This window comes from Nocardia harenae NBRC 108248, assembly GCF_001612885.1.
GTDB classification, from domain to species: Bacteria; Actinomycetota; Actinomycetes; order Mycobacteriales; family Mycobacteriaceae; genus Nocardia; species Nocardia harenae.
In genome coordinates this window covers 261,732-283,317 of record NZ_BDBH01000012.1, presented here as the reverse complement: position 1 = coordinate 283,317, position 21,586 = coordinate 261,732, and the positions used below count along the sequence as shown (strand labels likewise).

Below are 21,586 nucleotides of genomic sequence, written 5' to 3'. Positions count from 1 at the left end.
ATCGCCACCAACACGATCAACGGCCCCACCCACCAGAACACCACCCACCCCGTCCACAACACCAACTGAGACGGCAGCAACGCCGAGGCCGGAGCGATCAACCCCAGAACCCACAGGTGCCGTTTCGGATCGACAACCCCATCGGGCACGGCGCACCTCGCAAATCCGGGAGCGACGGCACCGTCCACTCGAACGACAGCAGAGACGGCCGGCCCGAACGACGAGCCCACGTCTTTGTGCGCATCCGGACCGACCGCGACGAACCCTAGGGTTTCCCGGGAGCTGCCGTAACCGCCCCCACGTGCCCCCGCGCCCGCGAACTGGGACCGGTCCCGGCAGCTCGCGGCGCGATTAGCGGCGTTACAGATTCCGGTTGATATGGCGAAACACATCAATACATACCGACTGGACTCTTATTGCCCCCTGGGGCCTCCGCTCGATTGACCCATTCGGACTACCCGGCTCCGGGTCGGATATTGGGACCGTTCACCGCCGGGAACCGGGGCCGTACCCACTCATCACCACCGAGCGCCCCGCACGCGCACAGCGACACCGGCCCGGGAATGACCCGAATCTCTCCGGCGGGCAATTCCCCTGCACAGCAGAGCAACTCGACAGCACAATGCGGCCACATCGTGCTCTATCGTGAGGACCGTGCCGGAGGTTACGCGCGTACCCGTCGAGGTCGCCGCCACCGGAGCCGGACGTTCCGCACCGAGCCGCCACCGGCTCGCCGACCCCCACCGGGAGCATCGTGCATCGCAATCCGCTTTTCGACCGTGACGAGCTCGGCGATCCGCGCCCGCCGCTGCCCCGGCGGACCCCGACCGCGCACCGGGCGCCCGCCCCGGCCGCCACCTCGGATGCGGCGCTGCGCGCGGCGGATGCCGTGGCGGCGTGGGCCCGCACCCCCGATCCGCGCGGCGAGGGCTCCGACACCTGGTGGACCAAGGCGGTCGCCGAGCCGGAGCCGAGGCAGCGCCCGGCCTGACCGGCAAAACCCTTGTGACCCTTGTCACACCATCCTGCTGACCGTATGGTGAGGAAGCTTTCCGTCGCCGATCAGCCCGGCGGCGCCGGAGAGCGGAGTGCCGACGATGGAGATGTGATGGGCGGTCCGTCCCACGGTGGCGGCGTGCAGCACGTGCGCCGCACCCCGCTCGCCACCCGGACGCTGTGGGACTGGGGCCTGGTGAAGTACCGGCTCGACGTGGTCGCGCTGAGCGTGGCCGACGCGGTGCAGCACGCGGGCGGCTGGCTGTTCGACCGCGCCACGGCGGGCTGGGAGGTCACCGTCCTGGTCCCCGGCGCGGCCGACGACACCCCGCTGCGCATCCTCGGCGCCGAGCTCGCCAGCCTGGACGACGCACTCGCCACCGGCGGCCGCGGCCGCACCCCGCACGCCATCGCCATGGCCGCTGGGCTCTGCCTGCGCGAGCCCATGGCGAGCGAGGGGCTGCACCTCGCGCTGCTCGACCGCGGCCTGGAGGTGGTGGTCTGGGGCGAGTACCCGCCACCGGCGAGCGCGGAGCTGCTCAGCCCGGTCGAGTACCGGCTCAGCAGAGCCGCGCGGGCCTTCAAGACCAGGGCCATGGCGACGGCCGGGCTCAGCGTCATCCCGGGGCCGGTGGAGGACTTCCGCAGCGGGGCCACCGTGCACGCGCCGATCCCCTCCGACCTCGGCCCGGTGGGGCCCTGGCCGGCGACGACCCCGATCGACCGTTGATGAAACGCATTTCGCAAAATCGAGAATGCCATTTTCACGAGGTTGGATTACTATCTGAATCCCGCCAGGGGGCAGAGTCACACCGGAGTTGTCATGGCAGTGCCACGCGTGATCCAGGTTCCAGGCACCGGCCAGGACGAGCGGTTCGGGCGGTTCGAGGACATCGAGCCGCTCTTCCCGATGACCGAGCTGCTCGCCGCGCTCAGCGGCACCCGCAGGGCCGAGCACCCCATCGCGTGCTGGTGCGTCGACCTGCTCGAGCTGCACGCGCAGGACGACACCTGGGCGGACGGGCTGGCCGCGCGCCGCACCGACCTCATGCACGCCATCGATGTCTGGACCGTCGGGCACGTGCCGCAGCACCGCAACGGCGCCCGGCTGCACACCGAGACCGTCGGCTCGGTGGTCGACCGCATCGCCCGTGCCTACGCGCGCTTCCAGCGGGCCATGGCCAGGCACGATGCGGCCGACCCCAGGGTGCACGCGGCGTGGACCCAGGTCGCCGAGCTCTTCGTCGCCTACCAGGACCTGATCGTGGAGGTCATGCGCGGCCAGCGCAGGCTGCCCGCCCCGGAGGCCGATCGCTGATCCGCGGCGGCCCGGCCCGGGTGACGAGGGCATCGGGCTCACCCTCGCCGAGGGGTTCGCGCCGGCCGGCGCCGGCGCGAGCGCACGGCCTGAACGGCTCGGCCCGAGCTCAGGCCTGGAAGGCGCCGGACTCCGGCCACGCCCCGGTCGGCCTGCCCTGGCTCTCCGCCCAGGCGACGGCGTGGCTGCACGCCTCGTGCGTCGACTCACTGTCGGTCGAGTAGTAGTAGTTCTGCTTGTCGATGGTGAGCAGGTGCTCGCTCGGCGGCTCGGCGGGCGGCTCGCGCAGCGAGCGCACCGAAACCCGGTAGCGGATCTCCGCGCTGGTCTCCGCGGCGAGCTCGATGCGGATGTCCCAGGTGGGCGGGTAGACCTGGTAGCCGCGCACCGGCCTGCCCGCGGCGACGTCCTCGTCGTACTGCTCGCCGATGGTGAGCGGGTGCAGGCTGGCGTGCGCGGTGACGGCGCCGCTGGCCCGGTTCACCACGTAGTTGCCCTGGCCGAAGCCCATCCCTGCTTCCTGCTCGTCCTCGGTCAGCTCCTCGCGCACGACCCAGCCGCTGGCACAGGGGTAGATCGCGAAGGGGCGGTCGGTGGCGAACACCTCGGCGAGGTAGCGCCGTAGCTGGTCCTCGGTTTCGGGGGGTGAGGTCACTGCGTCTCCTTGGCCCGCGTGCCGTGCTCGGCCAGCCGAACGTTACCAGCGGGGTTGTGCCCGGCGCACATTCGGCGTTCGCGGACAACCGCCGTTCATACCCGCGCCACCTCGGCGTACCGCGAGCGCGCAGAATGGCAGCTCGTGCGAGTGGTGATCATCGGCGGCGGGGTGCCAGCGGCGGTGCACGCCTGGACCGCGGTGCGGCGCGGGCACACCGTCACGCACCTGGACGACGGGGCGCCGATCGCGGGCTCCGGCGCGCTGCGCGCCGGTTCGGCGGCCGCGACGGACCTGGGACGCGCCGCGCATTCGGTGCTCCTGTGGCGGGAGCTCGGCGGCCTGGTGCCCGGGATCGGGTTCCGGCTGAGCGGGTCGATCACGGTGGCGCGGACGCGCGCCGAGCTGGCCGTCGCCGAGGCGGCGGCGGCTGCGGGCGACGCCGCCGAGCGGGAGCTCACACTGCTGGAGCCGGAGCGGGTGCGCGCGCTGGAACCGGCGCTGCGCGGGCCGCTGCTCGCCGGGCTGCACTGCGGCGCCGATGCCGTGCTCACCCCGCACCAGACCGTGCCCGCGCTCCGCGCCCACGCGGCCGGGACCGGCCGCTTCACCGCACGAAACTGCCTGGCCCGCGCCCTCGTCGAGACCGCCGACGGGGTGCTGATCCGGGCCGACGACGGCTCCGCGCTCGCCGCCGACGTCGCACTGCTCTGCCCCGGCCCCGGGCTCGATGCCCTGGCCAGGGAGCTCACCGGAGCCGGGCAGGCGCCGCTGGTCCGTGCCCAGCGGCTGCGCACCGGGCCGCTCGAACTCCGGCCGAACGCCGTTCTCGCCGATGGCGATCAGTTCCGGCACCGCCCCGGCTACCCGGCCGAGCCGGTCGCGCGGCTGGCGGCGGAGCAGGCGCAGACCGCGGCCGCCGCCGAGTTCGGCATGCACGTACTCGCGGTCCCCCGGCTGGACGGCGGGCTGACGCTCGGCGCCACCGCCGAGCCCGAGCCGTTCCCGGCGGAGCTCGCCGAGCCCGCGGCCGAGCACCTGCTCACCGTCACCGGCGAGCTGTGCGATACCGAACTCACCGTGCACGGGCGCTGGGCGGAGGTCACCACCGCCGTCGAGAGCGGGCCGTGGAGAGCGCCGAGCGGCCGAATCCTGGTGCTCGGCAGCGCCGGACCGGACGCCACGCTCCTGGCTCCCGCGGTCGCGGAGGCCGCCGCGGACGACCTCGGGCTCTAGCGCTTCGCCCGATTCACTGCCCCGGCAACCGCCTGCGCCCACCCGCCACATCGGTCACCAGATCGGTGTACCCGTCGACCAGCTCGGCCAGGTGGTACCAGTGTTTATGGGTCTTGTCGCTGCGCGCGCCCTCGGCATCGATCGCCTGGTTCGCGGCAACCCAGCTGCGCGCCATCCGATCCACCACCGCGCCGAGCGTCTCGGTGTGCAGCGCGGCCCCGTCGCGGTGCTCCGGCGCCTCCCGCGCGATCCACTCGTCGATCAGCTCCACCAGGGCGCCGCGGCGCGCGTCCAGCTCGGCCACAGCGCCGGGATCACCCAGCCCTAGGCGGCGTTCGTGCAGGTCGGCCAGGGCGTGCGCGGAGCGGAACGGCTCGCGCTCGCTCATCCGGCGGCCCTGGAACGCGGACAACAACTGTGGCGCGGTCGGCAGCCCGCCGACCGTGGGGGCGCTCACCGGAGCACCCCCCGCTCACCCGTCACCACTGCTGCGCGCTGGCCCATGATCGGCTCTCGTTCCCTCGTCGCGGTCGCCACGGTCACCCGTCGGGTGACACGGATCATGCTCTCACCGATGCAAGAACGCAACATTGCAAATGCACCTAAGTGCAGCACATCCCGGCGTGTCCTCTGCCCCGGCACGGCGGCCGTGGTGCGTGCAACATACCCTCCGCGGCGCGATCCCACGTGCGCGAGCATTCCCTGCCGGGACGGCGTCGCACCCGCGTGGAGCTCGCGGTACCCGGCCGCGCCGCGGGCCGTCCGGCGCGAAATCGACTCGCGCGGGGCCGGATCGATCAATGCGGCGGCCGGCGTCCCCCGATTCGCGCGACGAGCTCAGGGGGTGAGCGCGGTGAGGACGGCGGTGGTCGCCTCGGCGAGCGCGGCGTCGGCCGGGGTGACGGCGGGGTCACCGGTGGTGCTGTCGGTGAGCAGCACCAGCAGCAGCGGGGTGCCGTCCGGGGACCACAGCACGCCGGCGTCGTTGACCGTGCCGTAGTTGCCGCCGCCGGTCTTGTCCGCGGCGGTCCAGCCGGGAGGGAGCGCCGCGCGGATGCGGCGGGCGGAGGTGGTGCTCGCGGCCATCCAGTCGGTCAGGGTGCGGCGCTGCGCCGGGGGCAGGGCGGTGCCGAGGAGCAGGGCGGCGTAGCCGGTGGCCAGGCCGTCGGCGGTGGTGGTGTCGGCGAGGGTGTCGCGCTCGGCGAGGTTGAGATCGGGTTCCCAGCGCTCCAGGCGGGTGGCGCGGTCGCCGAGCGTGCGGGCGAAGGCGGTGAGCGCGGCCGGGCCGCCGATCCGGCGCAGCAGGAGGTTGCCCGCGGTGTTGTCGCTGCGGGTGAGCGCGGCCGCGCAGAGCTGCGCGTAGCTGAGGTCGGTGCCCTGCGCGGCCTCGGTGATCGGGGAGTTCACCACGATGTCGGCAGGGCGCACCGGGACGGTCTCGTCCAGGCGGAGGGCGCCCTCGGACTCCAGGCGCAGGATCGCCGCGGCCGCGTACGCCTTGAAGGTGGAGCACATGGCGATGGGTTCGCTCGCGCGGTGCGCGACGGTGCGGTCGCGGTAGCGGGCGTACAGCGCGACGCGCACGGAGTGGCGGTCCTGGATCGCGGCGAGCGCACTGTCCAGCGGCGAGGTGTCCGGGGCCGGTGCCGGGGGCGCCGGCTGGGGTTCGGTGCCGCAGGCGGCGAGCGCACCGGCAGCGAGGACGGTGGCGAGGAAGCCGCGGCGGCTCGGGCGGTGGAGCGGGTAAGGGTCGGTCACGGCGTCAGCGAAGCACCGGAGGACGGGTGCGGGCCAATACGCGGGGGCGGCGCGGGCCGGTCGCGCCGGATATCACCGCAGGTCAGCGGTGACGATTCGGACCAGTCGCGCGATCGCGTGGGCCCGGGCGGCCGAGCAGCGGGGACGGCCACTGCTTCAATGCAGGGCATGGATCTGCTCCGCCACCTCCGGTTCTTCGTCGCGGTCGCGGACGAGGGGCACTTCGGCCGCGCCGCCGCCGCGCTCGACATGACGCAGCCCCCGCTCTCCCAGGGGCTGCGCAGGCTGGAGCGGCACCTGGGGGTCGAGCTGATCCGGCGCACACCGCGGGGCGCCGTGCTCACCGCCGCTGGCACCGGGCTTCTCCCCCGCGCCCGGCTGCTGGTGGACGATGCCGACCTGCTGCGCGCCGAGGCCGCGCGGATCGCGCGCACCAGGGGCAGCGTGCGCTGGGGCGCCGTCCCCGCGCTGCCGCCCACCCTGGTCACCGCCTGCGTGGCGGCGCTGCGCGCGGCACCGGAGGCGCCATCGGTGGTGACGGTGACCGGCAGCACCGTCGACCTGGTGGCACAGGTCCGCTCCGGCGCCTGTGATGCCGCGGTGCTCGAGCACCCGGCGCTGGTGGACGGCGTGGTCGCGGGTCCGGTGGTGAAACTGCCGCGCGCCGTGGCGGTCCCGCGCGACCACCGCAGCGCGGCCGCCGAGCGTCCCGCCTTCGCCATGCTGGCCGGGCTGCCGTTCCTCACCCCCGCGCGGGCCGGGAACCCGCCCGCGCACGACGCCGCCCGCGACCTGCTCCGGGAACGCGGCCTCGACGTCCCGCTGCGTACCGCCGAGGACGACCGCGCCCTGCTCGCCGCGGTGGCCGCGGGCGCAGGCTTCGGCTTCAGCGCGCAGCCGCCGGTCGAGACGCCGGGCGTGGCCTGGTTGCGGCTGGCGCCGGAGGCGGTGGCGCTGCGGGTCCGGGTGATCCACCGCCCCGGTGCCGAGGCGGCCGCCGCCGCCCTGGACGGCGTGCTCTTCCGCGAGCGGCTGCGATGAGCGACAAGACGTCGCGCCACTTACGCGAAAACTCACCGCAGCGCACGGGCGCGGTGGCCACGCAGCGCGCCGACTCAGATGCCGCGCACCGCATCCGCGCGGTCTTCGCGGACGCGGGCTGCACCGGCTGGCTGCACGCCCGCCGCTGCGACGACTCGGCCGACGAGATCACGGTGCGCGGCACCGAACGGGTGGTCACCGCCTCGGTCTACAAGCTGCCGCTGGTCCTCGCCTTCTGCCGCGCGGTGGACGAGGGCCGGATCGACCCGGCCGCGCGGCTCACCGTCGACCCGGCGGAGTGCACCACCGGCCCGACCGGCCTTGCCGCCCTGCACGATCCGGTGACGCTGAGCCGCCGCGATCTCGCCACCTCCATGATGACCGTCTCCGACAATGCCGCCGCCGACGTCCTGCTCGGCGAGCTCGGCATCGGCGCGCTGCACGCCCTGCTGGACGAGCTCGGGCTCACCGCGACCCGGATCGTCGGCGGCACCGCCGACCTGCACCGCGCCCTGATCCGCGATACCGACACGCACAGCACCGCCGAGGCCTTCGCCGCCCTCGCCGACCTGGACGAGGCATGGTCGGTCTCGGCCTACGACCCGGCCTTCACCAGCGCCACCACCCCCGAGGAGACGACCCGGCTGCTGCGCGCGGTCTGGGCGGGCGCGGTGCTCTCGCCGGGGCAGACGGCCTTCGTCCAGTCAGTCATGCGCAAACAGGTGTGGCCGCACCGGATCGCCGCCGCCTTCCCGCACCGCGGGGTCGCGGTGGCGGGCAAAACCGGGACCATCGGCACCATTCGCAACGAGGCGGCGGTGGTCGAGTTCCCCGGCGAGCACCCGGTGGCGGTCGCGGTCTTCACCCGCGCCGCGCGGGCCGAGCCGGTGCTCCCTGCGGTCGACGCCGCCATCGCCGAGGCGGCCCGCATCGCGGTCACCGCACTGCGCAGGCCACTGCCCGAGCCGGAGTTCTGGCCGCCGCTCCGGTGACGGCGGGCCGGCTCACGCGGCGACGAATCCCCGGTCCCGCAACCAGTCCCGCGCGACGTCGGCCGGGTCCTCGCCCGCCACGTCGACCCGGCGGTTCAGCTCGGTGATCTCGTCGTTGGTGAGCGCCGCGGAGACCGGCGTCATGATCCGCTCGATCTGCGGGTACTTCGCGGCCAGCGCCACCGGCAGCGTCACCGCCGGGTTGTAGTGCGGGAAGAAGCCGAGGTCGTCGGTGAGCACCACCAGGTCCAGCCCCTTGACCCGGCCGTCGGTGGTGTACACCTCGCCGAACGGGCAGTCGGTGCCCGCCGCGGTGGAGTTGTAGATGATGCCGGTCTGCAGCACCGAGCGCGGCACCGCGTTCGGGTCGAAGCCGTAGGCCGCCGCCATGCCGGGGTAGCCGTCCCTGCGCACGTTGAACTCGGTGTCCACGCAGGTGCGCGCGGCCGCCGGGTCGCGCTTCGCCAGCTCGGCGTACTGCGAGAGCGTGGTCACCCCGGTGCGCTCGACCACGGCCCGCGAGGCGGCGAGCGCGTAGGTGTTGTCCATGGGCGCGAGCGCGACCCAGTCCATGCCGTTCGCCGCGATGTCCTCGTCGCGCACCGCGACGAACTGCTCCCGCGGGTCCTGGAGCGGGTTCTCGTGGCCGAGGTAGTTGATCCAGCCGTTGCCGGTGTACTCGTAGGTGAGGTCGACCTGCCCGGTGATCTGCGCGTCCCTGGTGCTGCGCGAGCCGACGATAGCGGTGAGGTCGCGCACGTCGGCGCCTGCCGCCTGCAGCGAGAAGGCCAGGATGTAGCCGAGAATGACCTGCTCGGTGAACTCCTTGGAGCCCACCGTGAGCTCGACGCCCGCCAGCCCCTCGTCGGCGGCGATGCCGGCCGGGCCGACGTCGAACGGCAGGGTGGAACCGGCCTGCAGGCCGCAGCCGGTACACACGACGATCACTGCGGCGAGCGCGCCGACGAACGGCGCGAGGATTCTGCGTCGGCGCATCGTGGCTGCCCTCCGGTCCTCCAGTGGCGTTCCGAGCCTAGCGGAGGCCGGCCGGCTCCGGCAGCGACGGCGCACCGACGCCGGGCAGCACCGGCGCGGCGACCACCGGCGAGTAGCTGTCCGGATCACCCGCGACGGTCGTGCTGCGCCTGCCGCGGACGTCGACCGGGATGTCCCCGGCCAGCGTCACCCGGTGCAGCTGCCTGCGGTGCTCGCCGAAGTCGGCGACGCCGTAGTGCTGGGTGGCGCGGTTGTCCCAGAGCGCGACGTCGCCGTTGCGCCAGTCCCAGCGGACCGTGTTCTCCAGCCGGATGATCCGGTGCTGGAGCAGGTCGAGCAGGGCCCGCGAGTCGCGCGGCGAGACGTCGAGCAGGTGCTGCACGAACTGCCCGAGCACCAGCGACTTGCGGCCGGTCTCCGGGTGGAGCCGCACCACGGGATGCCTGGTCTCGAAGCGCTCGCTGGTGAACTCCCGGTAGTAGGCGTTCTCCCCGTAGTTGCTCTCCCGGCCGTGCTCGGCGTAGTCGTAGCGGTTGGTGTGCAGCGCCCACAGCTCCTCGGCGAGCACCTGGAGCGGGGCGGGCAGCGCGTCGTAGGCGGCGGTGGTCGAGGCCCAGACCGTGCTGCCGCCATAGGGCGGGAGGGTGACGGCGCGCAGCAGCGAGGCCTTCGGCACCCGGTCCACGAAGGTGACGTCGGAGTGCCAGGCGTTGGCGGCGCCCTCCAGCTCCAGCAGCAGCGCGCCGCGCGACTTCACGGTCGGGTGCGGCTCGGTGGGGGTGCCGAGCCGTGCGGCCGCCTCCCACTGCGATTCCCGGTCCAGGTGGTGCTGGTCGCGGAAGAAGAGCACCTGGTGCTCGGCGAGCGCCACCTGCACGGCGGTGGCGGTGGCATCGTCGAGCTCCGCGCCGAGGGTGAGCCCGCGCACCTCGGCGCCGAGCGCTCCGCCGACCTTGCGGATATCGAGGACCGGCAGGTCGCCCCGGGTCAGCGCTGCGCGGGGAAGGGGCGCCACGGCCGTCATCAGGTTCCTCCTCGGACTCGACATCAGGTGATCCCCGGAATCTAGGGGCCGATGCCGAACTCGCGGAACGGTTGCGCTCAGCGTGCGCGAATCCCGGCTACCCGGCGCAGGCCGGGCTCCCCGCCGCCTCCGCCGCGTTGTCGGCGGTGAGCCGGTACACCGCGCGCTCCAGCGTCGGCAGGATGGTGGAGATCTCCACCGCGCCGGTGGCGAACCGCCCGATCAGCGAGAGCACCACATTGCCGAGGATCACCGCGACGTCCTCGAGGTAGCCGGGATCCAGATTCTGGACGGCGTCGGCGATCACCGGGAGCAGCACGGTCAGCCCCTGCTCGTCCAGCAGGTGCCCGCACGGCCCCTGCCGCGCGTAGTGGTAGGCCTCCAGCATCCGGGGCTGCCGCTCCCACGGCTCGAAGACGACGCGCAGCACCCGCATGAGCGAGTCGCGGGTGGCCTCCCCGGGCGGGGCGGGTTCGAGCTCGGCGTATGCCTCGTCCGCCATCCAGTCCTGAATGGCGCGCACGATCAGCTCGTCCCTGGTGGCGAAGAGCTTGTAGACGGTGGTCAGCGAGACGTGCGCGCGCTTGGCCACCACCCGCAGCTGGACCGCGTCGTACCCCTCTGTCTGCAGCAGCTCCAGCACCACCGACACGATCTGCCGGTGCGCCTCGGTGTCCTGCCCTCTCGCCACACCCATACGGTAACTTCGTTACCTGGTAACCGCGTTACCCATCGTCGTCTCCGCGGCTAAGCTGCCACCGAACTGTAACACGTTTCAGGAAGTGGTGACGATGAAGCTGGTGCACGCCCTGTGGGGCCCCGGCGAGCTGCTCGGCGACGCGGCAGTGACCGGGCTGCGCTCGGCCGGGGCCACCCGGATCCAGGTGAACCTCGCCGACGCCGCCGTGGCCGGTGCGCTGCTGCGGCTCACCACCTTCGACGAACCGGTGGCGGCGGTGGTGGCGACGCATGTCCCGGACGAGGCCGCCGGGGCGCGGGTCACCGCCGTGCTCACCGGTTTCGCCGAGCGGGTCGCGGGCTGGTGGGTCGAGGAGCACCTGCCGCTGCCGCCGCCGGAGACGCCGCTCGGCGAGCGGGCGCCGGGGCTGGCCGATATCGCCTTCCTCCGCCGCCCCGCCGAGTTGCCCTACGACGACTGGCGCGCCGCGTGGCTGGATCAGCACACCGCGGTCGCCATCGAGACCCAGGCCACCTTCGGCTATGTGCAGAACCGGGTGCTCGCCCCGGCCACCGATGGCGCGCCGGAGATCGCGGCGATCGTCGAGGAGCTCTTCCCGATCGAGGCGCTCACCGACCCGCACGCCTTCTACGGCAGCGGCGGCGACGAGGCCGAGCTGCACCGCCGCACCGCCCTGATGCTGCGCAGCGTCGCCACCTTCGGCGCCGACCGCGAGCTGGACGTGGTGCCGACCAGCCGCTACGTCCTGGCCTGAGCGGCGAGCCCGCTCAGCAGTGCGCGGGTGCGCTCGGCGCTCTCGCCGCGGGTGAAGAGCGCGCCGACGAAATCGGTGGCGCCCGCGGCGGCGACCTCGGCAATCCCCGCCGCCACCTGCTCCTCGCTGCCGATCAGCGCCAGGTCGACCGGGCCCGCGGCGCCCTCGCGGTCCATCATGGCGCGGTAGGAGGGCAGGTCGCCGTAGAAGCCGAAGGCCTTGCCCGCCCGCGTCCGCGCGTCCTCGATGTCGTCGGTGACGCAGACCGGCAGCGCGCAGACGATGCGCGGCGCGGGCCTGCCCGCGGCGCTCGCGGCCTCGGCGATCACCGGCGCGATGTGCGAGCGGATGGTGGCGGGGCCGGTCATCCACAGGGTGGTGCCGTCGGTCTCCCGGCCCGCCAGCCGCAGCATGCGCGGGCCGAGCGCGGCGAGCAGCACCGGCACCCGGCCCTCGTTCGGCACGGTGAGCGCGAGCTCGGCGCTGACCGTGTCGCCCTTGAACGAGGCGGGGCGGTTGTCCAGCAGCGGTAGCAGCACCTCGAGGTACTCGGCCATGTGGTGCGCGGGCCTGCCGAAGTCGTAGCCGTACATGCTCTCGATCACCGGGCGGTGCGAGAGCCCGACGCCGAGCGTGAGCCGGTTGCCGCCGAGCGCGAGCGCGGTGGTGCGGGCCTGCTGCGCCAGCGCGGCGGGGTGCCGCGGATAGCTCGGCACCACCGCCGTGCCGAGTTCGATGCCAGGCACCCGGCTGCCTGCGACGGCGATCGCGGTCAGCGCGTCCACCCCGAAGATGTGCGAGAGCCAGGCCGAGCCGAACCCCGCCGCCGCGGCCGCCGCCAGCTCGTCGGTCAGCCGGGTGAGGGCGTCCGGGCCCGTGGTCTCGCCGAGCAAGATGCCGATCCGCACGATCCGTCTCCTCCACTCAGGCGGGCGTGCTCGCCCGCGCCGGTTCCGCGGGCAAGCATAGGCGCGCCGCGTCCCGCTCCTGGATGCGGAGGAAGAGCCGGAGCAGCACCTGGGTGAGGTCGAGGCCGAGGTCGGCGGCGCGGAGCCGGGCCAGCTCCACCGCCATGCCGTCGTGCACCGTGGCCGGGTCGCTGAGCACCTCGTCGAGCACCATGCCGCTGACCGCCTGATCGCGGGTGAGCGGGAGGTCGGGTAGCCAGTCCAGGCGCCAGGCGCCGGAGCCGTCGAGCCGGGCCTGTTCCGGGCTGATGGTGCTGAAGATGGTGGACGTGGTGATGTGCAGTGCCATGGGTCCCCTCCGTTCGCGCTGCGGATGCTCGATCACGGCCGCGCCGGTGTCTGGGGCGGGCCGGTGGTTCGCGTGTCCGAGGACGGGCAGCAGGGGGATCGAGCGGAGAGTCACCGGAAGTGCCGGGAGCCTGCCTCCTGCCGCAGCGAGGTGTCCGTGGTCGGTACCTCCTCGCTTCCGGGGGGCGGTCTGTTTACCCATGCTACCGAGAGCCGTGCAATGACGTCAATTGAGCGCCATAGCTTTTGGATGACACATTATGTGCTTCCACGGATACTGGGGGTGGCGATTGTGCGTCCGATAGGGGGTTTTATGCCGATTCCGAATCGCTTCCTTCCGTCCGAGACGGTGAACCCGACGTTCCGCGTTCGCCCAGCTATTTCCGCGATGGAGTGTCCCGGTGCCCCTTTCCGGCTCCGGTGTCCTATGCTCACGCCCCGTGACACTTCGTGTGCTTCGCTGTGCCGTCCCGCGGGGAGGCAGCCGTGACTGACCCGGGCGAACCGATCGGCGCGCTCGTGCGCCGCCTCCGGATCGAGCGCAACCTGACCCAGGCGGAGCTGGCGCAGCGAGCCGGGTGCTCGCGCAGCCTGGTGCAGCAGATCGAGAACGGCTCGCGGGTTCCGCCGCTCGCGCTCCGCGAGCGGCTCAGCCTCGCGCTCGGCGAGGAGCTGCCCGGCGCCCCCGCCGAGCCGGGCGACACCGCGCTGCACGAGCTGCGCATGCGCTTCAACGTGCTGCTCGGCAAGGACCCGGCGGTGGTCGCGCGGGCACTGGGGATCGCGCAGAGCCTGCTGGACGCGGGCGGCGTGCGGGACGAGATCGAGCCGCTCCGGGAGATCGCCGACCGGCAGCTGGAGCGCGCCGAGGAGATCCTGACCCAGATCCCGTCGCGCAGCGCCACGGTCTGGGAGTGGAACACCGTCAACGACTGGCTCACCATCCTGGATCAGGCCACCGCCTCGGTGCGCGCCATCCACACCGCCGACCTGGGCACCATCGGCGGCGACGTCGGCGACGAGTACCACACCGCCATCCTGCGCCTGGCGGACAAGTCGACCGCGCCGCGGATCGAGGTGCGCCGGATGTACGTGCTCGACGACATCAGCGACGTCTGGCCGTACGACGACCGGCTCTGGCGGCAGGCCCGCGCTGGCGTCGAGAGCGTGCTGGTCAAGCGGGAGCACGCGCGCAACGCGCAGAGCATGCTCGTGGTCGACGACCGCTACGTCGCCATCGGCGAGTACGACTACTCGCAGCAGGCCAGGGTGGCCACCCGTTTCTCGGTGCTCAACCACGATGTCGCCTTCGCCGTCAAGCGCTTCGAGAAGCTCTACGCGCTGCGGCTGGCGGGCACCGCGGTTCCGGTGAACGAGGTCGTCGCCGAGCCCGCGCTCGCCGGGTTCAAGCGGCTCTCGGACGGCGACTGCCGCATGCAGTTCCGGGGCGCGCTGGCCGAGCGCTGGGCCCGCATCCAGGCCGACCCGGCCGGGGGCGCGGAGTGACCGGACCCGCGCTCGCTACCGTCACGCAGCGGTCCGAACAGCGCAAACGCCGGGTGAAGCGGCTGCTCACCCGAGATCACCCGTTCCCCGGCACCGGCGGTCGCAGCTACGCCGGGGTCATCGACGCCTACCACGGCGAGACCGGGCTCGCCCCGCACCCGGCCGCCGTCGCGGCGCTGGACCGGGCCTGGCACGACCTGCTGCACGGCACACCGCCGGACGATTACACCGACGGCAGCCGCTACGACAAGCGCCAGCCCATGGTGCTGCGCGAGCTGGCCGCCCGCCGGATGTTCGGCGGCCTGGCGCAACCCGCCCCCGACGTGCCCGGAGTCCGGGTCCGGCCGGAGGAGGTGATCGTCTGCGCCTATACCAGCACCATGCTGCTGGAGGAGGCGATCGCCACCATCGCCCGCCCCGGCGGGGTGCTGGTGTGCCCGGAGGGGTTCTACAAGAGCGCGGGGCTTCACGTGGAGAAGTACGGGCTACGCATCGTGACCTGCCCGGTCAGCCCGGACGACAGCTTCACCATCGACCCGGAGCGGCTGGACAGCTGCCTCACCGAGCTGCGCGCCTCCGGCGAGCTCTGCGGCGTGCTGCTCACGCTCCCCGGCAACCCGGTGGTGGCGCACTACTCGGCGGCCGATCTGGCCGCCATCGGCCGGGTGCTGCTCGCCGCCGACACCCCGGTGATCTGCGACGCCGCCTTCGACCACCTGGCGAGCGGGCACATCCCGATCGCCGCGATCGAGGTGGAAGGGCGGCGGCTCTACGACCGGGTCCTCACCATCACCGGGAACTCCAAGGGCTACAACGCCTTCGGGCCGTGCAAGATGGGCGCGGCGTGCGGCGGCGACGCCGCCTGGCTGACCCGGATCGCGGACCGGCTCACGCTCTCCTTCCAGCGCGAGACCACGCACCTGGCCAGGGCGATCGTCGAGCACACCCCGGACGAGTACTTCGCGGGCAACCGCGCCCGCATGCGCGCGCAGATGGACAGGGCGATCTGCCGCGTCCGCGAGACGAACGACCGGCTCGGCCGCGCCGCGCTGCGCCCGCTCGGCACGCCCGACGGCATGTTCCTCACCCTGCAGTTCGACGCCGCGCTGCTCGAAGCGGCCGGGGTCGCGGACAGCGCGGAGCTGGAGGATCTGCTGCTGGTCGCGGCGGGGGTGGACAGCGTCGCGCTGAACCGCACCGGTTCGGCGCGCGCAGGCGTCCGGCTGAACGTGCTCGCCCCGCGCCGCGCGCCGCGCCAGGAATCGCCCGAGCTCCTCGACGAGCTGCTGGACCGAATCGAGCGGCTGCTGCTCGACATGGCGTCCGGGCTGCGCTACCCCGACGCGCTCGCGGCGCTGGCGCTGGAACCTGTGCACGCACCGTTCCACGGCCCACCGGCCCGGCCGCTGGCCGCGCTGGGCGGGCCGATGCGCGGATGACCGCCACCGGGATCGGCGTCTGGCGCGAGACGGCGCGCGGGGAGACCAGGGTGGCACTGACCCCGGCGGCGGTTCGCCGCCTCGTCGGGCACGGCCTCGGCGTCACCGTCGAGGCCGGGGCCGGTGAGCGCGCGGGCTTCGGCGACGCGGAGTTCCGCGCGGCGGGGGCGCGGATCGCCCCGGACGCCGCCGCGGTCGCCGCCGCCGCCGAGATCGTCGTATGGGTGAAGACGCCCGCCTTCGCGCTCTCGGACGCGCTGCTGCGGCCGGGCACCACCCTGATCGGCTTCCAGGACCCGCACCATCGGCGCGACACGATCGCGGCGCTCGCGGCGCGCGGAATCCGGTCGGTCGCCTTCGAATCGGTCGCCCGCTCCGCGGAGACGGCCGAGTACGACGCGCTCACCCCGATGAGCCGGGTGGCGGGCGGCGTCGCCTACGCCGAGGCCCGCGCACTGCTCCCGGCGGCGACCAGGGCGCGGCCGGTCCGCACGCTGGTGCTCGGGTTCGGCGCGGCGGGCCGGGCGGCGCTGGCGGCGGCCCTTGCGGCGGGCGACGCGCCGCCCACGGTCGTCGCGGCACGGCCGGAGACCGAGCCCGCCGCGCTCGCGGCGGGCGCCGCCGCCTGCGTCACCGCACCGGACGGCCCCGCCTCGCTCCGCGCGCTGCTCCCGAAAGCCCGGCCGGACATCGTCTTCTGCGCGGCCCTGCACCGCGGCGCACCCGCCCCGCTCCTGCTCGACGACGCCGCCCTGACCCTGCTCGCCCCCGGCAGCGTGGTCGTCGACCTGGCCGCCAAGGCGGGCGGCAACTGCGCCGCCACCGTCCGCGACACCACCCGCACCCTGCAGAACGGCGTCGTCGTGACGCACCGCAGCAACTACCCCGCCGCCCGCCCGGCCGCGGCCAGCCACGCCTATGCGGCCGCCGCGGCGGCCACCGTCCTGCGGCTCGCGGCGGGCGGCGAACCGCCTGTGCTGTCGTAGCCCGATCCCGCGGCGGTCCGCCCCTGCCCATTCGCGCCGACAGCGCCGGGCGGGAGGCCACCCGCGTCCGCTCGCCGACACGGGCGCCGGACCGTGCACGGCGGCACCGCCCGAGCGGTACCGTTGAGGTCCGCTCGCGCCGCATCGGTGCCGTGCGCGGGCTCGCACGGAAGGGGTGGCATGGCAGGCAAGCGCACGGTGCTCACCGTCGGCCTGCGCCGGCTGGCGGCGATGCTGCACGAGATGCGGGAGGACGCGCAGCTCGGCAAGGAGGAGGTCAGCACCCGCACCGGCATCAACATCACCACGCTGTACCGGATCGAGACGGCGCAGGCGCGGCCGCAGCGGCGCACGCTGATGGCCATGCTCGACCTCTACGACGTCGACGACAAGCAGCGCGAGGAAGCGGTCGAGCTGCTCACCACCGCGCTGAAACCCGGCATGGCGCGCGCCTACGAGGGCAGCGTCTCCGAGGTGTACGCGGCCTACATCAACTTCGAGTCCGAGGCGCTCTCGGCGCGGCACTACCAGACCTCGACGGTCCCGGGGCTGCTGCAGACCTACGAGTACGCCAATGCCGTCATCGACACCTCCATGCCCAAGCTCGAGGCCGCCACGATGGAGAGCAGGGCCAAGGCCAGGATGGACCGGGCGGTCAACCTCACCAAGGATGAGCCGCTGGAGCTCTGGGTGGTGATGGACGAGGCGGCCATCCGCCGGGTGGTCGGCGGCCCGGTCACCATGCGCGGGCAGCTGGAGCGGCTGCTGCAGGAGATCAAGCGCAAGAACGTGATCCTGCAGATCCTGCCCTTCGACGCCGGCGCGCACCCCGGCATGGCGGGCGCCTTCACGCTGCTCGACTTCCCGAACCCGGCCGACCCCGAGCTGGTCTACCTGGAGGGGCTGGCCGGCGACGAGCTGATCGAGGGGCATGCCGAGATCCGCCGCTTCGGCGTCATCTTCGACCAGCTGCGCGCCATGGCGCTGAGCCCGCGCGACTCCGCGGCCATGATCGCGGCCGCCGCGGCGGAACTCGCCGGATTCGGCGACTGATTCCGCCGCGGAATGGGTAATCCCTTCTGCACCAACGAGTGCTGAAGGAAGTGCGCCATGGCCGAGGTGACCGCAGACAGCGCCACGGAACCCGAGCTGAAACGCGTGATGGGTCCGGGGCTGCTGCTCCTGTTCGTGGTGGGCGACATCCTGGGAACCGGGATCTACGCGCTCACCGGCAAGGTCGCCAACGAGGTGGGCGGCGCCGTCTGGGTGCCGTTCCTGGTCGCCTTCCTGGTCGCGCTGATCACCGGGTTCAGCTACCTGGAGCTGGTCACCAAGTACCCGCACGCCGCGGGCGCAGCGCTCTACACGCACAAGGCGTTCGGCATTCACTTCGTGACCTTCATGGTGGCCTTCGCGGTGATGAGCTCCGGCATCACCTCGGCCTCGACCGCGGCCCGCGCCTTCGCCGCCAACTTCGCCGAGGCGTTCGAGCTCGGCATCGGCGACGGCATCGGCATCACGCTGGTGGCGCTCTCCTTCATCCTCGTCGTCGCCGCGATCAATCTGCGCGGGGTGAGCGAGGGCGTCAAGCTGAACGTGGTGCTCACCTGCATCGAGCTGACCGGGCTGCTCATCGTGATCGCCATCGGGCTGTGGGCGCTCGGTTACGGCAACGGCGACTTCGGCCGGATCACCGACTTCGAGACCGGTGATCGCTCCGCGCTCGGCGGCGTCATCGCCGCCACCACGCTCGCCTTCTACGCCATGGTCGGCTTCGAGGACTCGGTGAACATGGCCGAGGAGTGCAAGCAGCCGAGCAAGATCTTCCCCAAGGTGCTGCTCGGCGGCTTGCTGCTGACCGGGCTCATCTACGTGCTGGTCTCCATCACCGCGGTCGCGCTGGTGGCGCCGAGCGAGCTGGGCGCGGGCGACACCCCGCTGCTGAAGGTGGTCGAGATCGGCGCACCCGGCTTCCCGACCGAGATCTTCGCCTTCATCACCATGTTCGCCGTCGCCAATTCCGCGCTGATCAACATGCTCATGGCCAGCAGGCTGCTCTACGGCATGGCCCGGCAGCACGTGCTGCCGCGCGCCTTCGGCGCGGTGCACCCGCGCAGGCACACCCCGCACATCGCGATCGTCTTCACCACGATCCTCGCGCTGGCGCTGATCCTCTTCGTCGGCCAGGTGCCCGAGCTCGGCGGCACCACCGCGCTGCTGCTGCTCGCGGTCTTCACCATCGTGAACGTGGCGGTGCTGGTGCTGCGCCGCGACCCGGTCGAGCACAAGCACTTCCGCACGCCCACCTTCCTGCCGGTGATCGGCGCGCTCACCTGCGGTTTCCTGGTCACGCCCTTCACCGACCGCAACCCGGAGCAGTACCTCATCGCCGGCATCCTGCTCGGCGTCGGCGCGCTGCTGTGGGCGGTCAACCAGCTCGCGCTGCGCAGGCAGGAGAAGCCGGCAGCCACTTGAGGCCGGCTAGGAGAACGCGATCGCGGCGATCGACCCCGACGACTCGGTGAGCCCGCTCCGATGAGGCCGGGGACGGATCTCCCGCTCGGGAGCTACCCTCGACCGGTGGCAGCCCCCACTCCAGCCCCGCACCCCGCCCTCACCGCGCTGTCCCCGCTGCTCGGCGTCTGGCGCGGCAAGGGCCACGGCGAGTACCCGACCATCGACTCCTTCGACTACCTCGAGGAGGTGGAGTTCGGGCATCTCGGCCGCCCGTTCCTCACCTACCGGCAGCGCACGCGGGCCGCCGACGACGGCCGCCCGCTGCACGCCGAGACCGGCTACCTGCGCTGCCCCGCGCCGGACCGGGTCGAGCTGATCCTGGCGCACCCCACCGGGATCACCGAGATCTACGAGGGCACGCTCGACACGTCCGGCGGCGCGATCCGGCTGGAGCTGGAGACCACCGGGATCGGGCTCAGCGGCACCGCGAAATCGGTCACCGCGATGGGCCGCTCGTTCACCGTCCGCGCCGACACCCTCGACTACACCGTGCGCATGGCCGCCGTCGGCGAGCCGCTACGGCACCACCTGGCGGCCACGCTGCACCGCGCCGAACCGTAGCCCGCGGCGGGCACGCCCCCTCTCAGTACTCCGGCGGCAGGGCGGTGAACATGTCCCTGGTCACCGCGACCGCATTGTCCGAGCTACCACCCTTGACCAGCAGGGTGGCGAAGGCGAGATCGCCCCGGTACCCGACGAACCAGGAGTGCGAGCCCCCGTCCACCTCGGCCTCGCCGGTCTTGCCGTAGACCTCGCCCTGGTCGACGATGCGCTCGGCGGTACCCCCGGTCACCACCTTGCGCATCATGGTGCGCAGCCCGTCGATCGCCTCCGGCGCGGGCTCCGGCCGCTCCCCGTCCACCTCGGTGGTGCGGCCGCCGATGAGCCACGGCGTCGGCGCCCGCCCGGTGGCGACCGTCGCCGCCATGAGCGCCATGCCGAACGGGCTCACCACCACCCGGCCCTGGCCGATGCCGTCCTCGGTGCGCTGCACCAGTTCCTCGGCGGGCGGCACCGAGCCGGAAAAGGTCGGCAGCCCGGGCACGGTGTAGCTCGCGCCGACGCCGAGCGAGGCGGCGGCGCTGTGCAGCGCGTCGCCAGGCAGCTCGCTGGCGAGCTTGGCGAACGAGGTATTGCAGGAGCGCTCGTACGCGGTGGCCATGGGGACGCTGCCGACGGTGAAGAGGTCGTAGTTGGGGATGGTGCGCTCGCCGATGGTGATCCGGCTCGGGCAGGGCAGCACGGTGTCCGGGGTGGCGAGCCCGGCGGTCATGGCGGCGGTCGCGGTCACCGTCTTGAAGATCGAGCCGGGCGGATACTGGCCGATGGTCGCCATCGGGCCGTCCCGGTCGGTGGCCTCGTTCTGCGCGACCGCGAGGATGGCGCCGGTGGAGGGGCGGATCACCACCATCATGGTCTGCTCGTCGCGGCGCACGTCCACCGCGCGCTGCGCCGCGTTCTGCACGAAGCGGTCCACGCTCAGCGCGAAGGAGGGCGCCGGCTGCGCGGCCACCTCGGTGAGCACGTCGGTGTCGGCGCCATTGGCGTTCACCGTGACGACGCTCCACCCCGCCCTGCCGTCGACCTCGGTGATCACCGTCTGCCGAACCTGGGTCATCAGGTCGGGAGCGAACTTCCGGTCGGTCGGCACCATGTCCCACTCCGGGACCAGGGTGACCCCGGGCAGCCCGATGAGCTCGTTCGTGACCTGGTCCGCCTCCACCTCGTTCAGCGCGATCACGGTGTGCCGGCCGCGCGCGGCGCGGGCGGAGGCGAGGATCTTCGGCGGCGTCAGCTCGGTGTCGAAGCGATGCAGCGCGCGAGCGAGCACGGTGGCGGTGCCGCCCGGGTCGGATGCCGCGGCGGCGTCGAAGGTGACCCGGGAGACCCGCCCCGGCACCAGCACGTCGCTGCCCGACGACTCGTTCACCCTGGCCTTGGGCGCGGGGTCGGCACGCAGCACCATGGTCTGGGTGTCGCCGAGCCGCGGGTGGATGTCGGCGGAGGTCCAGCGCACCGCCCAGCGACCGTCGATCTTGCCCATCTGCAGCTGGCCGGTGTAGCTCCAGACCCGGTTCTTCGGCAGCTTCCACTCGTAGGTGTACTCCACCGTCGCGGTGTCGCCGCTGACCCGCGCCTGGCCGGTGGTCGCCTCCAGGCTCTCGGCCTGGAGGTTCTTCCACGCGGATTCCAGTGCGGGCCCGGCCTTCTCGGGCAGGCCGGTGAGTTCGGCGGCGTCGTCGGTGCGGCGTTCGGCGAAGGCCGCGACGAAGGCGTCGGCGACGGGGATCGGGCCCTGCGGGCCCGCCGAGCAGCCCACGGCCGCGAGCACCGTGCAGACCGTCGCCGCGAGCGTGGTGACCATCCGGATCGACACGGCCCGATGGTAACCGGCGACCGGCAGGCAAACCC

22 protein-coding genes are annotated in these 21,586 nt (G+C 73.1%); 13 read left to right on the top strand and 9 right to left on the bottom strand.

Features of this window, described 5'->3' with window-relative positions; all coding sequences use genetic code 11:
* Positions 1-754 precede the first annotated feature (754 nt).
* From NH2_RS24385 to NH2_RS24375, 3 genes are all read left to right on the top strand, one after another.
* The gene (locus tag NH2_RS24385; protein ID WP_067658875.1) at positions 755-991 is read left to right on the top strand and encodes a hypothetical protein; all 237 of its coding nucleotides are present in this window, start codon (positions 755-757) and stop codon (positions 989-991) included.
* 117 nt (positions 992-1,108) lie between these two features.
* The gene (locus tag NH2_RS24380; RefSeq protein WP_067658872.1) at positions 1,109-1,726 is read left to right on the top strand and encodes a hypothetical protein; all 618 of its coding nucleotides are present in this window, start codon (positions 1,109-1,111) and stop codon (positions 1,724-1,726) included.
* A gap of 93 nt (positions 1,727-1,819) precedes the next feature.
* Positions 1,820-2,314: a DUF4254 domain-containing protein gene (locus NH2_RS24375; protein WP_084505837.1), complete on the top strand. Its 495-nt coding sequence runs from the start codon at positions 1,820-1,822 to the stop codon at positions 2,312-2,314.
* 109 nt (positions 2,315-2,423) lie between these two features.
* On the opposite strand, the gene NH2_RS24370 is transcribed toward NH2_RS24375, so the two are convergent.
* Positions 2,424-2,969, bottom strand: coding sequence for an SUKH-4 family immunity protein (locus NH2_RS24370; protein WP_067658866.1), 546 nt, complete (start codon positions 2,967-2,969; stop codon positions 2,424-2,426).
* A gap of 144 nt (positions 2,970-3,113) precedes the next feature.
* On the opposite strand from NH2_RS24370, the gene NH2_RS24365 reads away from it, so the two are divergent.
* Entirely contained in the window at positions 3,114-4,205 is a 1,092-nt protein-coding gene (locus tag NH2_RS24365) for an FAD-dependent oxidoreductase (RefSeq protein ID WP_169811529.1), read from the top strand.
* Positions 4,206-4,218: 13 nt separating this feature from the next.
* On the opposite strand, the gene NH2_RS24360 is transcribed toward NH2_RS24365, so the two are convergent.
* Both NH2_RS24360 and bla read right to left on the bottom strand, forming a co-directional pair.
* Complete coding sequence (locus NH2_RS24360) at positions 4,219-4,662, bottom strand: DUF4254 domain-containing protein (RefSeq protein ID WP_245650739.1); 444 nt, start codon at positions 4,660-4,662, stop codon at positions 4,219-4,221.
* A 380-nt stretch (positions 4,663-5,042) separates the two neighbouring features.
* The gene (gene bla / locus NH2_RS24355) at positions 5,043-5,963 is read right to left on the bottom strand and encodes a class A beta-lactamase (protein WP_067658857.1); all 921 of its coding nucleotides are present in this window, start codon (positions 5,961-5,963) and stop codon (positions 5,043-5,045) included.
* A 159-nt stretch (positions 5,964-6,122) separates the two neighbouring features.
* On the opposite strand from bla, the gene NH2_RS24350 reads away from it, so the two are divergent.
* The gene (locus tag NH2_RS24350; RefSeq protein WP_174552868.1) at positions 6,123-7,004 is read left to right on the top strand and encodes a LysR family transcriptional regulator; all 882 of its coding nucleotides are present in this window, start codon (positions 6,123-6,125) and stop codon (positions 7,002-7,004) included.
* 53 nt (positions 7,005-7,057) lie between these two features.
* Positions 7,058-7,996 carry a serine hydrolase gene (locus tag NH2_RS24345; RefSeq protein WP_067658851.1) on the top strand — a complete coding sequence of 313 codons (939 nt, stop codon included), beginning with the start codon at positions 7,058-7,060 and terminating at the stop codon, positions 7,994-7,996.
* A gap of 12 nt (positions 7,997-8,008) precedes the next feature.
* On the opposite strand, the gene NH2_RS24340 is transcribed toward NH2_RS24345, so the two are convergent.
* From NH2_RS24340 to NH2_RS24330, 3 genes are all read right to left on the bottom strand, one after another.
* Entirely contained in the window at positions 8,009-8,992 is a 984-nt protein-coding gene (locus tag NH2_RS24340; RefSeq protein WP_067658848.1) for a glycine betaine ABC transporter substrate-binding protein, read from the bottom strand.
* Positions 8,993-9,029: 37 nt separating this feature from the next.
* Entirely contained in the window at positions 9,030-10,016 is a 987-nt protein-coding gene (locus tag NH2_RS24335) for a TauD/TfdA dioxygenase family protein (protein WP_067658845.1), read from the bottom strand.
* Positions 10,017-10,113: 97 nt separating this feature from the next.
* Complete coding sequence (locus NH2_RS24330) at positions 10,114-10,713, bottom strand: TetR/AcrR family transcriptional regulator (protein WP_157103945.1); 600 nt, start codon at positions 10,711-10,713, stop codon at positions 10,114-10,116.
* Positions 10,714-10,807: 94 nt separating this feature from the next.
* On the opposite strand from NH2_RS24330, the gene NH2_RS24325 reads away from it, so the two are divergent.
* Positions 10,808-11,470, top strand: coding sequence for a hypothetical protein (locus tag NH2_RS24325; RefSeq protein ID WP_067658842.1), 663 nt, complete (start codon positions 10,808-10,810; stop codon positions 11,468-11,470).
* On the opposite strand, the gene NH2_RS24320 is transcribed toward NH2_RS24325, so the two are convergent.
* Together NH2_RS24320 and NH2_RS24315 are read right to left on the bottom strand one after the other, a co-directional pair.
* Positions 11,455-12,378, bottom strand: a complete 924-nt coding sequence (locus NH2_RS24320; protein ID WP_067658839.1) for a TIGR03564 family F420-dependent LLM class oxidoreductase — start codon at positions 12,376-12,378, stop codon at positions 11,455-11,457. The genes NH2_RS24325 and NH2_RS24320 overlap by 16 nt on opposite strands.
* A gap of 16 nt (positions 12,379-12,394) precedes the next feature.
* The gene (locus tag NH2_RS24315; protein ID WP_067658836.1) at positions 12,395-12,727 is read right to left on the bottom strand and encodes a hypothetical protein; all 333 of its coding nucleotides are present in this window, start codon (positions 12,725-12,727) and stop codon (positions 12,395-12,397) included.
* 485 nt (positions 12,728-13,212) lie between these two features.
* Here NH2_RS24315 and NH2_RS24310 point away from each other — a divergent pair, with 485 nt between their 5' ends.
* The 6 genes from NH2_RS24310 to NH2_RS24285 all read left to right on the top strand — a co-directional run bounded on the left by NH2_RS24310 (position 13,213) and on the right by NH2_RS24285 (position 19,735).
* Positions 13,213-14,232: a helix-turn-helix domain-containing protein gene (locus NH2_RS24310; RefSeq protein WP_067658833.1), complete on the top strand. Its 1,020-nt coding sequence runs from the start codon at positions 13,213-13,215 to the stop codon at positions 14,230-14,232.
* Positions 14,229-15,671 carry a pyridoxal phosphate-dependent aminotransferase gene (locus NH2_RS24305; protein WP_157103943.1) on the top strand — a complete coding sequence of 481 codons (1,443 nt, stop codon included), beginning with the start codon at positions 14,229-14,231 and terminating at the stop codon, positions 15,669-15,671. Before NH2_RS24310 ends, NH2_RS24305 begins: the two co-directional genes overlap by 4 nt.
* Entirely contained in the window at positions 15,668-16,657 is a 990-nt protein-coding gene (locus NH2_RS24300) for a Rossmann-fold NAD(P)-binding domain-containing protein (protein ID WP_067658826.1), read from the top strand. Before NH2_RS24305 ends, NH2_RS24300 begins: the two co-directional genes overlap by 4 nt.
* A gap of 180 nt (positions 16,658-16,837) precedes the next feature.
* Positions 16,838-17,710: a helix-turn-helix domain-containing protein gene (locus NH2_RS24295; protein WP_067658822.1), complete on the top strand. Its 873-nt coding sequence runs from the start codon at positions 16,838-16,840 to the stop codon at positions 17,708-17,710.
* Between the two features lie 57 nt (positions 17,711-17,767).
* Positions 17,768-19,132, top strand: coding sequence for an APC family permease (locus NH2_RS24290; RefSeq protein WP_067658819.1), 1,365 nt, complete (start codon positions 17,768-17,770; stop codon positions 19,130-19,132).
* Between the two features lie 60 nt (positions 19,133-19,192).
* Positions 19,193-19,735 (top strand): peroxynitrite isomerase, encoded by a 543-nt coding sequence (locus NH2_RS24285; protein WP_067658816.1) that lies wholly within the window; start codon positions 19,193-19,195, stop codon positions 19,733-19,735.
* A gap of 22 nt (positions 19,736-19,757) precedes the next feature.
* Here the strand turns inward: NH2_RS24285 and NH2_RS24280 are convergent, their stop codons facing one another.
* Positions 19,758-21,539 (bottom strand): penicillin-binding transpeptidase domain-containing protein, encoded by a 1,782-nt coding sequence (locus NH2_RS24280; RefSeq protein ID WP_067658813.1) that lies wholly within the window; start codon positions 21,537-21,539, stop codon positions 19,758-19,760.
* Between the last annotated feature and the right edge of the window lie 47 nt (positions 21,540-21,586).